The sequence below is a fragment of the Klebsiella sp. I138 genome, from assembly GCF_051131765.1.
Lineage (GTDB): Bacteria > Pseudomonadota > Gammaproteobacteria > Enterobacterales > Enterobacteriaceae > Klebsiella.
The window spans coordinates 557,125-569,223 of the sequence record NZ_CP180447.1 but is presented as its reverse complement, the minus strand read 5'-3'; the positions used below and the strand labels follow the sequence as shown (position 1 = coordinate 569,223).

The window sequence follows — 12,099 nt, the reverse complement described above, 5'->3', positions numbered from 1 at the left end:
CAGTTCTTCGTTGAATTTTTATTGAGTCAATCGCGCATATTATATAATTAGCGTAAATTCCGTCTGGAGAATATATGAATGCACTCACCCGCTGCACCCTACTCCCCTTACTGTGGCTCTGTGCTACTCAGGTGTACGCCTTTCAAAGCACACCGCCAGAACAGCCCTTTTCTTCAAGGCAATCCGTAAATTCGGAGCAACACATTCAGGAATATAGTTACTCAGACAAACATGAACCTTTGCAAACAACGCCTTTAGGGGGCTGTAATGCTAGCCCGATTCCGGGATGTAATTACCCTACGCAATCGGATTACGATTTTCACCAGAAGGAGTGAGGGCCATGTTTACTAAAAAAATCTAAAGATCTCCTCAGGCGTAGAGAATCAGCTTTGAGCACGAAGCGTACCGCCTAAAGCGCAGCAAGGTCTGCTTTGAGCGAAGACCTGAATTGTATCCCGCATAATTGTGCCATTCACATTTAGAGATCATATGCATTCAAATCTAAGTATATTATACTGTTCTGTAGCAACGAACTTATGTCCCATATCCGTGATTTTTTCTATGAATTACGACTTTAAGCTCGTCACTAATAAAGAAGATCAATTTAAAATAAATGGAATATCCTTTCTAAGTTTATGCGAAAGCTCATGCTAGGGATAATACGCCACTGCCAGCTTCCAGACACGACTTGCTTCATCATAATTTCTCGAATTCCAGTAGAGACCTCCAAGATTGAATAATGCCAATTCGTTTTTTTTATTTATTGATAAGCATTTTTCATAAGAATCGATTGCCTCTTGAATATATCCTTGAAATTCGTAGGCAACAGCGACTTGGAACCAACTAAAATCATCAGGTTGGATTTGTTCAGCTTGCTCAACCAAAATAGGTAAGCTCTCTTGGAAGCGACCAAGATGATTCAGAGCTACTCCAAGACAATATCCATATTCGCCACCCGCAATTTCATATGCTTTACGGAAATGTAACTCTGCATCTTCCCACTCGTCTTCATCTTGTGCCCAATGACCTATACGATCCCACAAAAAAGCACTATCTTCATTACTTACATTATTTATTCGCAGTTCAAACTCCTTCTTAAAATCATGGTACGAATATTTAGTTAAATTATCATTAACATTTAAGTAATTTTTCGCCAATAGAATTTCTCTAGATGCATCAGGGTGATAAGGGTAGAATTCTAAAAAGCGAGCCCAAAAAGGCAAGCTAAGCTTAGCAGAAGCAGTCGAAGTTCGGCAGAACGTTGCAACTAGCATTAAGCACCATTTCCATAAGTCCTCTTTATTATCATTCCGAGTTAATATATTATTAATCTCTCTATATGCCGAACGATAATCCCCCATATTGAAAAGAGTGTTAATCCTCCATTTATCAACATAAATTAGTTTATGCTGATAATTTCCTGGGAAAAGCACTCTATCTAAATATTCTAATGCCAATTCATAATTACCCCTACGATTATGAATTACTCCCAAAGCTAAGTTAGCTTCACTTAAGTTTGGGTCTAACTCAAGTGCCTTCTTATAGCATTCACATGCTTCATTTTCACTCCCTAACTTTGAGTAACTACTACCCATGTTTTTGTAGCATTGCGCAGCTAATTTCTCTGCTTCGGTTATATGCTCAAGAGCAGTCTTATACTCTTGAATAGCTTCTTTGTCTCTGTCAAGAGCCGTATATCCATTACCTATTGAATAATATAAGCTTCCCTTTGTTATTTTACCCTCTTCCAATCTATCTCTAAGATATTGTATACCATTTAAAACCCTTTCTTTATTTCCATTAACTCTATCCATAACCTTATTTATTTCAGACATATATGGAATGATCATCGCCGGATGATCAGGGCCGAAAATAGCTAAAAATTCATAAAAATTAGCACTTATTACATCATCATGGTTATTTTCATACAATGAATTAAGCAATTCATGAGCTAATTTTTTATCTTCTGGTATATGTATCTTCGGTATGGCTTTATTAATAACATCGCTAACATTTGAAATGTGATTTGTTATCAACTCGATTCTAGCATTACGGTCATTCATGGCATTAAATCTAGCCACCTCTGCAATTTCATGTAAACGAGAGTCAGAAATATCCTCAATGAATTTTACAGTGAGTGTTTCTTGCTCAACCCATTGCTTTTCAGACTGATCATAGATTCGAATCACGCTTTCAGCGAATGTTATTTTTAGACTATTGCTTGGGGCATGGAAACACACATAAAAAGAATAAGGGTGCATTAATAGATAATTCAGGTTAGCTCTATTAACAGATATACTGACCGAACCATCATTATTCAATTCTTGCTCAGTACCTTTTAGTTGAACAAACAGTCTAATATTAGTTGCTTGACCATTTTCTGTGATTTCGAGTTGATAGTCTACGCCGTAATCATTTACATCCTGACTTTGAATAAAAAAATCATTTGAATCCCTAAGGAAATTTTCAAAAGCAGATATCGCGAGTCTTTCAATCCTGTGGTTTCTATCTCTTTTGGGGAAATCATTTAAATGATGCATTTTGTGTCCCTGTACACTGTGTGCTGAGATATCAGCCCACTATTAAACTCGATTTCAGTATTTTGGCAACTATTTGAAGCAACTGTAACTTAGAGTGCGTAAACTTAAGAATCTCCGATGGAGATGGTAGCAGGCGACAACTTTTGACAACTCACCCCCTTGATTAAGGATAGCGTTGCATCGACCCATTGAACTCACAGCGAAAAGCGGACGATTTGACTGCAATTGAGATGCCTGAAAACACTTGTGTTAAAGTGTCATTAAGATCCTTATGGATAGTCATCATTACTCAAACCGCTGTTCACCTTTACGATCTTCCTGTTGTTCCCGATTCCTTTGACGCTCAATCATTAGCATCAATCTCTCCTGGATTTTTTTTGCAACGTTTGAAATGTCGTCCCGCTCGTGTTCAATGAGTTTATTGAAAGCGTCAGCCCGTGACTGCCATATTTTTGCAAGGCTGCCACTCCAGCTTGTGGGACTCGTTAATTCTGCAAAAGAATCGAGGACCAAGGATGGTTCAGGTGCCGCCTCTAGGAATTTGACAGCATTTTCATGTAAGACCGTCCCGCTTGTGTCAGGAATTATTACCCAAAGTTCCAACCCCTGCGGCACAAATGCCCATATTCTAGGATCGTCACTGCTGGAGCACCAGTCAATCAAGGTTTTGATGTCAACGCCTGAAAGCAGCGGGGTATCCCCAATGCTTCCACGCATAAAGAACAATCGCATACACCATTGGTCCTCAGAATCTGCAAACAGGCGGGAGAGAAACGCTTCAGGTATAAGTGCCACTGTTGTCTCTATAGTTTTACGATACTCATTCATATAGCCGTAGTGTTTATCAATCGCTGAGAAGACAGCATCCAGCCACTGATGCTTGAGCACGTCATGTTCGTCTAACTGCAATGCCGCCGCCACAACCGATTCCATAAAGACATCTACAAGACTACCCCGAGCGTCAGTATCTTTCTGTAAAACCTGAATGGCTGCCCTGAAACCGACTTGAAGAAGTTCCGGCCCAGGCATGTCCTCTGTCGCTTTTTTGCCGTGTAGCCTCATACCGAGTCCATTTAAAACCGGTTCCTCGCCGCTTTCCATGACTAATAATCGTTCAGCCAGTTCGAGCACCCGGGAGACTGGAAGGTGCCAGCATTTTTTATCCCACAAAAAGGTGTCAAACATAAACGGATGGATATCCGGTTTATCCAGAAGCGACATGCATCGTTCCAAATCCCTTTCTGTAAAATCTCGCCGAGGATGCAATTTAACCAGAACTCGACATAGGGAAGGATGCACAGCGCACTGATCCAGAAATTCATGGGCCATAGCTTCATTAATACGATCCACACCGTCGATAAAGCCAAGAAAGACCGAAAAATCTTTATTTTCTGTAGAGTCCTGTTCTAGTTCTTTTATAAGCAATTGCCAGATCTCACGAGGGCTCGCAGTTCCTTGAGCAAGCCCCTCCCCGAATGCGCTACGGTAAGGCATCCACTCAGAAGAGAACAAATTGGGCGTCAGATCAGAAAGGCAAAGTGTTGAAGCGGCAAACTCACGCCCCAGTTGCTCTGCTCTGGCCATCAGTCGCTCTTCAGCTTCAGCGTATCGGTCCTGATCATTTCGGTTAAATTCGTCATCAAGCACCCAGTTGTGGTGACCTTTGCTAAAGACATAAAGCCGGATACCGGAAAGCAAATCATTCGGTCTGAGCTCCCTTTGCAGAGCATCAAAAGTTTCAAGCAGAACGGGTGATACCTGAGGATCCTTCTGCATAAAGTACAGTTTTGTCCGAATCGCCTTCCAGCCCTCCCCCCACGAATGATGAGCATGTAGTGTACGTGCGGCATCAACCAAGACTGAGCCCATCTTCTTGTCACTCCACAGGCCGCTGAGTGAATTTGCCAGAATAGTTCGTGCACCGCTGGCAAGACGCATATCACCAGAGTTCCCGACGCGAACAGCAATCGCAATGAACGCACGCCGCCACGTCATCAACGCCTTATAGTCTGGTTCTGCCCCATAATCCCTCGGCCGGGCACCAAACTCACAGATACCCGAACCTGTCCACGTCGAACCGCTAAGTCCGGCAGAAAGCATTCTCAGTCCGAGCGCCCGACGCTGTGACATACCTGAAGAGAGACATTCTTCAAGAACCGCAATTCGCTGCTCCAGAGAAGCATGTGTGCCTGACAGGTAGGGCTGACAGAACAAGGTGAGTTTGTCCCGTGCATTCTTCTGACCAGGCTTATCCGTTTCATGATCCGCGACTTGCAGCAGAAGGCTGGCGCACTGGTCAAAGTATGAAGACTCCCAAGCCAGTGCCTGTAAAAGGTCGAGGATAGTGCTCCAGCGAGGATCGTAATGTCTTTTCTGGCCTTTAAAGTCTGTAGTCCTGAGGTCCTCGCCAATCCGGTTAAGTAGAACGTCAGGCACCACCGGTGCAATGTACTCCAGCATACGAGCTGGTAAGTCCTCTAACACCAGCAAGTTACTCAGCAACGCCCCCGGCTGGAGCCATGCAGCTGCAATCTCCTTTGCCACCGGATGATCGTGTAAATGGCCCAGCCGGTGAGCAAACGACATAAGCAGGCGCTCCCGTCCAGGCAATTCAAAGCATGAACGAAGAAACGCCACCGGAAAGCTGTCCAACGCGGAGGCGGCCAGCCTGTTCGCGATAGCATGGGGTAAGATGGCCCGCCAGTGCGATCTGGCCTGAAGAATGTGGCGTTCTGTCAGCTTTTTGAGCGTCCGGTATAGCTGGTTATATGAATAGCCCGCGAGCGTACCCAGGCTCTCAAGTTCACTATTGCCTGTTTCAGAAAAGTTAATCGAAAACGAGTAGACCAGTGAAAGTAGCTCGGCCTGCTCCCGTAATCCCTCGTCCGGTTCATGACGTTGTTCAAAAAGTCTGTTGAAGAGTTGTGCATCAGACAGAACGGCCAGTGACTCCCCTTCCTCCACTCTCTCGGCAATAGCCAGCGAGACTCTTGCATTCCCGTCAGCGAATTGAGCTATTCTACGGGCGTTCAATTGTCCGATACCGGGGAACCGACGTAGCAGAAGTTTTTCCGCCACTTCCGTTCCTATCGCCTCAATATGGATAACCTCCGTGGTCTGAGGTTTGTCCTCCCGAATATCATACTCAACGGTAATTAGCTTGATCCTGTTCCCCACCGAGGTAACTCTCGCTGCTAGGGAAGCATGCAGTTCAGACGGGCAGTTATCTAGAACCATAATTGCGCTGCGCTGGTCAGCGATGAGGCGTTCAAGCATGGCTGCAGCCGAAGGAAGCGGACCGTCACCTGTATCGGCATAGACCGCCAGAGTGCGGTCCAGGGAATCAGCGCCTACGGACTCATCAAACAAGGCCTGAACAATCCTCGTTTTACCGACGCCAGATAAACCAGTAATACGCACGGCCTTCCGAGTGGTCCGGATAAGCTGGCGTATCGGCCCGATGGCATCCTCAATACTAAGAGGGTGACCTTTTTCTGACGGAAATGAGATCGTGATACCGGACGCGGTAATCAGGGTATCTTCCGCCCCCACTGGAGGGCAACTCCATGCTCCATATGGCTGCCAGCCGGAATATCCCCGCCCCAGTATTCTGTTTACCCACAGCATTACTGACGGATGCTGTCTTATCCACTGAGCCAACTTTGCGCGATCATAGAAAGCCAGATGAAGAGTTGGGTGAGAGGGATCATGCCTGACGGCCTCATGCATCGCCTTGACGCGTTCGGCAAGCATAGAGGGGGAACAGTCCTCATCCAGACTGACAATGATATAGCCTCCCCCCTTTGTGGCCTGGCCGGATATCATGGGAGAAAGGACGCCAGAAGGAGCCATCTCTCGCAGAATATCTGCCCTGCGCATTTTGTGTTTTTTTGCCTGGAAGACGGTATCAGGTCGCTCAATATACCCGGAGTTAAGCTGTTCAACCGGCACCTGCACATGGACATCAATTCCACCATCAGGTGCGTTGATCGATCCCGACCAGCGCACCCACGCCGGGCTATGACCGCAGGCTGCCACTTCGGCTTCAGCAAGGCGCGCAATTAACTCTTCCAAAAGAGTATCTGAGAGTCCGAGTAATTCATCTTTATCGATATCGAAGATCGCCACGGCATAGTCCTGACAGAAAATTGAAATTTTCGCAACTGATGCCCAGAATATTAAGCAATTAGAAGTAGATTGTCCTGTGACTAGTTCCCATTGCTCCATACACAGACAGATTAGCAAGGTCCGCTATACACAGAGCGGCCTCAAAGGGTCTACTCTATCTAGGGTCAGGACGGACGTTCTGGGTGAAAATGTTGAGCGCCGCTTCATCGCTGATTCGCCGCCAGAGACATTGAACCACTTTTAGCAATAATCGACATCTTTTTATCCAAAAAGACAATAATGCACTATTCGCAACAATCTTATGGCGCTTGTTAGATTCTGGCAATAATCCCTCTTTTCTTCTCCGCAGATTCGTAAAAAGCTAAAGTCGGATCTGCGCGGATTAATCGTATGCAAGGGCGAAGGAGATACGGAAGAAAGGGGGCAAAACAAAAGGCAGGTGGGAAAGAAAGGTCCGCTTTGAGCGAAAAGCAGAAGTTGTACATGAAAACGAACTCAGGGTGGCGACAGTTCTCATGTCCATTGAACGCTGTCGCCAATGAATCGCCCGCGTAAAAGAAATTTCTTGCTGAAGAGAATAATACTTCAGCATAAAAATAAGCTGGATTAGAGGGGCCAACTGAAATAAACAGTGTCAAAGCTAAGTGCAGATGTCTGAATGGCTCCAGTTACCCTTAACATCAATTGCTTATATAAGCATATGGTTAATTCGCTTACTCTGAGGAAATGCCATCAGAAAGTAAACGGACGCAATAGAGTAGGAAACTACTTCTGGTTTTTCTCACGTATAGCTTTCAGTCCGGCTAACGAGAACAACTTAAAATGCGCAGTGAGGGCTTTTGTTTGCATTGCTACGATTTCCTGTACCGGCCCGGGCATTCGGCTTCCCGCGACCATCAGCATCATGCACGGCGCAACCACACTCAGCATACAGGGGAGCAGGCGGGGATCATCTTCTTCAAGGCCCGCGGCTTCAGCCACAATCCGCCTTACTGACTGAATCTTTCTGGCGCCTTCAGCATTAATAAAATCGCCGAGTTGTGCTGAAGGCGACAGCATCTCACGGGCAAAAACCCGCCCATGCCAGTCATCCGGATGGTTCAGTTTCGCCAGAAACGTTTCCAGGAAAATCCCCAATTTATCTTCTGCGGGTTGAGCTGATTCGGCGATCTGCGCGAGCTGATCCCCATCCAGATAATGATGGTGAGCGAGTGTCAGGACAGCGAGATACAGGCCATCACGACCACCAAAGTGATAATTGATGGCGGCCAGGTCAACACCGGCCTTTTTAGCGATTTCTTTGTTGCTGGTCTGCGCAAATCCTTTCTCTGCGATCAGCTCTCCTGCCGCTTCGAGAATGCTTTCCCGGGTGATATCCCCATCGCTTCGGCGTGCTCTGCTCATAATCCACAACATCCAGATAACTTAATTCGACAAGATGGGGTTTATTATTGCACACTATAAATCTAAATTGAATTTAAACTAGATACCTCAGGGCACGTCAGGACACTTTTATGATCAATAAAAAAATCATCGCCGGGGCGGTTATTGTGGCGCTTATCCTTGCTGGAGGCGCTTTCTGGCTGTTTGGTCGTCATGATGGTGATAAAAACCAGCTTACGCTGCATGGAAATGTCGACATTCGTCAGGTGTCGCTGGCCTTTGAAGACAGCGGCCGCATCAGCACACTCGCTGTCGATGAGGGTGATGAGGTTAAGGCCGGACAGGTTATTGCCACTCTCGACACCCGGGCGTTGAAAATTCAGGAGCAGCAGGCTCTGGCACAGCTGGACGCTCAGAAGCAAACGGTGCGTGAGCAGCAGGCCGGTGCACGCCCTGAAGAAGTGGCGCAGAGTCGGGCGCAACTGGCCTCTGCCCAGGCGCAATTACAAAAAGCCACCGAAGACATTAGCCGTATTCAACGCATTTCTGGCAGCACCGGTGGGAAGGGCATCAGCAAACAGGAACTGGACACCGCACGCAGCAATCTTCGCATTGCCCAGGCCAGCGTAAAAGAGCGCCAGGCAAGCCTGACCCTGATGGAAAAAGGGGTACGTTCAGAACAACGTGAAGCCTCCGTGGCGCAGGTTCGCGCCACCCAGGCGCAGCTGGAACTGCTGCAATATCATCTCTCACAGGCAGAATTACGCTCTCCCGTGGATGCCGTTGTCCGTGCGCGACTTCAGGAACCGGGCGACATGACTGGCCCGCAAAAAGCGGTTTATACCCTGGCGCTTCGTCAGCCGAAATGGGTCCGTGTGTGGCTGAATGAAGGCGATTTGGGACGTGTAAAATCAGGGATGTCAGCCAACATATTCACGGATTCCTTCCCTGATAAACCTGTAACCGGCAAAGTGGGCTTTATCTCTTCAGTGGCGGAGTTCACGCCTAAATCGGTCCAGACCGAAGATTTGCGTACCAACCTGGTGTTTGAAGTCCGCATTGTCGTTGACGACCCAACTAACGTTCTGCGCATGGGGCAACCCGCCACAGTGACCATCAACACTCAGACAGAGAATCAGCGCGATGCCGGGAACTGAACGTCAGGATGTCGTCATTGCCCGTGACCTGGTGCGCCTGTTTCCAGGTGTCACCAAAAATGCGCCGGAAACGCGAGCGCTCGATGGCCTGACGCTCAATATTCGTGCGGGTGAACTCACTGCGCTGGTTGGTCCGGATGGCGCGGGGAAAACCACCTTTCAGCGGCTGATTGCCGGGCTGTATGAACCGACTTCTGGCAGCCTGACAGTTCTGGGCACCGATGTCACTGTCGATCCTCAGTCAGTGCAAAACCGCATCAGCTATATGCCGCAGCGCTTTGGACTGTATGACGACCTCAGCGTGCATGAAAATCTCGATTTGTACGCAGATTTGCATGGCGTCCCTGAGCAAGTCAGGCAGGAACGCTTCGAACGACTGTTGTCGATAACCGATTTAGCCCGTTTTACGGCACGTCCGGCGGGAAAACTCTCTGGCGGGATGAAGCAAAAACTGGGGCTGGCCTGCACGCTGGTCCGTTCTCCTGAGTTGCTGCTGCTCGATGAGCCGAGCGTGGGGGTTGATCCGCTTTCCCGTCGTGATCTGTGGAAAATCATCGAACAGCTGGTTCAGGATGAACAGCTTAGCGTCATTATCAGTACCGCCTACATGGACGAAGCCGAGCGCTGCTCGCAAGTCTACGTCATGAATCACGGCAAGGTTCTGGCAGAAGGTAAACCTGAAATGCTGCGCCAGAAGGCCGCAGGCAGGACATGGCTGGCGGTACCTCCACAGGGCACTAAATCTCGTGTTTTACAGGCGCATTTGCTCGAAAAGCGCGATGCCATTGCGGATGCCGTTCCCAAAGGTGATGCCGTCCGTTTTATCTGCCTGTCCCCGGATGATAAAGCCACGCCGCAAGATGTGAATGCCACCCCCAGAGAAGCAGAGGTGGAAGATGGTTTTATGCTGTTGCTGCATCAGGCGCAGCAGCAGGATTCGACGGTGCCGACCGGCCCGGTCAAAGCGGAAATGGTTTCTGAACAAAACAATGGCAACGACAGCGACAAACCGGTCATCGTCGTCAAAGACCTGGTACGTAAATTTGGTGATTTCACGGCGGTGGCGAACACCTCTTTTGACGTCGAACGCGGCGAAATTTTCGGGTTGCTGGGGCCAAATGGCGCTGGAAAAACCACCACCTTTCGGATGTTGTGCGGACTGCTTCCTGCGACCAGTGGGCAACTGGAAGTCGCTGGCATGAATCTGCGCACGGCGCGAGCGAAAGCCCGCGCCCGTATTGGCTATGTTTCGCAGAAGTTTGCCCTTTACGGCAACCTGAGCGTGCGCGACAACCTGACGTTCTTCGGCGGCGCGTATGGCCTGTCCGGGGAAAAGTTAAACAGCCAGATTGAGGCTTCACTGAAGCAGTTTGAACTGAGCCCGGATGCCATCAGCGGTGAACTGCCGGGGGGATTCAAACAGCGTTTATCCATGGCAGTCGCCTTGCTGCATGAGCCGGAAATCGTCTTCCTCGATGAACCGACAAGTGGTATCGACCCGCTGGCCCGCCGACTGTTCTGGTACACCATTGGCGAACTGGCGAATAAAGGTATCACCATTATTGTGACGACTCACTTTATGGAAGAAGCGGAGTATTGCGACCGGATAGCGATTCAGGATGCGGGAAAGCTGCTGGCACTCGGCACGCCGAAGGAAGTTCGCCAGCAGGCAGGGCTGGATCATACCGCAGATATGAATACCGCCTTCATTGCCATCGTTGAAAATTCCCGTGCTGAGGTCGCAAGACAGGAGCCCCGTCATGAGTGACTCAACGTTCTTTCGTCGTCTGGTCTCACTGACCCGTAAAGAAACCCGACAGCTGGTACGTGATAAAAGTAACCTCGCGGTCGGTTTTCTGCTGCCCATCGTGCTGATCCTGCTGTTTGGTTACGGCGTGTCTTTTGATCTGAGCACAGCGCGGGTTGCAGTAGTGCAGGAACAGCACACAACCCAAAGCCATCAGGTAATTACCGCCTTGCAGGGAAGTCGTTATCTTTCTGTACAGGAGTATCCGAGTTTCACAGCAGCACAGACGGCACTCCGGCGAGATGAGACGGATGCCATTGTGCGTATACCTTCCGACTATGCCGAAAACAGCGCTTCAGGAAAGGGCAAAATACAGGTCTTGCTCAATGGTGCCGTCACCAGCGTTGCTTCAGCTGCACAGAGCTATATTTCCGGCGCATTGGGTACGCAGACGGCCATTGAGGCTGATCGACAAAATCTCACGGCAGCAGCGGGTACCGTCTCCATCGAGCAACGGATGTGGTTCAACGAAGCCGGGATCAGTACCTGGTTTATTGTGCCGGGGATCCTCGTGCTGATTTTGACCCTGATCGGGGCCTTCCTGACCGGATTACTGATTGCCCGCGAACGCGAAAGGGGGACGCTGGAAGCCCTGTTTGTCACCCCTGTGCGCCCACTGGAACTGGTACTGGCAAAACTGGCACCGTATATGGTGATTGGGGCCGTTGACCTCGTTATTTGCCTGCTGGCGGCACATTACCTGTTTGCCATTCCCATCAGAGGCTCTCTCTTCGCCATTATCACCGCCTCGCTGCTGTATCTGCTGGTTTCGCTGGGGATGGGGCTGACGATATCGGGCTACGCGCCAAGCCAGTTTTTAGCCAGCCAGATTGCGCTCATCGCGAGCTTTATGCCGGCGATGATGCTTTCAGGTTTTGTGTTTGATATCCGCAATTTACCGATTGTGGTCCAGGTAGTCAGTCAGATTTTACCGGCGACCCATTTCATGTCGCTCATCAAGACGCTGTTTCTGGGCGGGGACGACTGGCCCATGTATTTCCGTCAGTGCGGCATTCTGCTGCTCTATGCGGTGATCCTGATTAACGCCTCACGGCTTTCCCTTCGCAAACGGCTGAGGTAACGT

The 12,099-nt window shown here is 48.8% G+C and carries 6 protein-coding genes and 1 pseudogene; 4 read left to right on the top strand and 3 right to left on the bottom strand.

The window, feature by feature from the left end; genetic code table 11:
- Nucleotides 1–650: 650 nt before the first annotated feature.
- The 3 genes from ACMYSK_RS02505 to ACMYSK_RS02495 form a co-directional block, all read right to left on the bottom strand.
- Nucleotides 651–2,540 (bottom strand): tetratricopeptide repeat protein, encoded by a 1,890-nt coding sequence (locus tag ACMYSK_RS02505; protein WP_434639977.1) that lies wholly within the window; start codon nucleotides 2,538–2,540, stop codon nucleotides 651–653.
- Nucleotides 2,541–2,825: 285 nt separating this feature from the next.
- Nucleotides 2,826–6,668: a hypothetical protein gene (locus tag ACMYSK_RS02500; protein WP_434639975.1), complete on the bottom strand. Its 3,843-nt coding sequence runs from the start codon at nucleotides 6,666–6,668 to the stop codon at nucleotides 2,826–2,828.
- Nucleotides 6,669–7,433: 765 nt separating this feature from the next.
- Nucleotides 7,434–8,084: a TetR/AcrR family transcriptional regulator gene (locus ACMYSK_RS02495; RefSeq protein ID WP_434639973.1), complete on the bottom strand. Its 651-nt coding sequence runs from the start codon at nucleotides 8,082–8,084 to the stop codon at nucleotides 7,434–7,436.
- Nucleotides 8,085–8,182: 98 nt separating this feature from the next.
- Between ACMYSK_RS02495 and ACMYSK_RS02490 the strand changes: the two genes are divergently transcribed.
- From ACMYSK_RS02490 to ACMYSK_RS02475, 4 genes and pseudogenes are all read left to right on the top strand, one after another.
- Nucleotides 8,183–9,208: an efflux RND transporter periplasmic adaptor subunit gene (locus ACMYSK_RS02490; protein WP_434639971.1), complete on the top strand. Its 1,026-nt coding sequence runs from the start codon at nucleotides 8,183–8,185 to the stop codon at nucleotides 9,206–9,208.
- 103 nt (nucleotides 9,209–9,311) lie between these two features.
- Nucleotides 9,312–9,659 (top strand): annotated as a pseudogene (locus ACMYSK_RS02485) (ATP-binding cassette domain-containing protein); the annotation flags it as partial.
- On the top strand, nucleotides 9,648–10,976 hold the full coding sequence (locus ACMYSK_RS02480) for an ATP-binding cassette domain-containing protein (RefSeq protein ID WP_434643783.1): 1,329 nt from the start codon (nucleotides 9,648–9,650) through the stop codon (nucleotides 10,974–10,976). The pseudogene ACMYSK_RS02485 and the gene ACMYSK_RS02480, both read left to right, overlap by 12 nt.
- On the top strand, nucleotides 10,969–12,096 hold the full coding sequence (locus ACMYSK_RS02475; RefSeq protein WP_434639970.1) for an ABC transporter permease: 1,128 nt from the start codon (nucleotides 10,969–10,971) through the stop codon (nucleotides 12,094–12,096). The genes ACMYSK_RS02480 and ACMYSK_RS02475 overlap by 8 nt, the downstream gene beginning before the upstream one ends.
- Nucleotides 12,097–12,099: the final 3 nt, after the last annotated feature.

Excerpts from the sequence above, each read along its gene's own strand:
- ACMYSK_RS02505 (WP_434639977.1), bottom strand. The coding sequence starts at position 2,540 with ATGCATCATTTAAATGATTTCCCCAAAAGAGATAGAAACCACAGGATT.
- ACMYSK_RS02495 (WP_434639973.1), bottom strand. The coding sequence starts at position 8,084 with ATGTTGTGGATTATGAGCAGAGCACGCCGAAGCGATGGGGATATCACC.
- ACMYSK_RS02490 (WP_434639971.1), top strand. The coding sequence starts at position 8,183 with ATGATCAATAAAAAAATCATCGCCGGGGCGGTTATTGTGGCGCTTATC.
- ACMYSK_RS02480 (WP_434643783.1), top strand. The coding sequence starts at position 9,648 with ATGAAGCAAAAACTGGGGCTGGCCTGCACGCTGGTCCGTTCTCCTGAG.
- ACMYSK_RS02475 (WP_434639970.1), top strand. The coding sequence starts at position 10,969 with ATGAGTGACTCAACGTTCTTTCGTCGTCTGGTCTCACTGACCCGTAAA.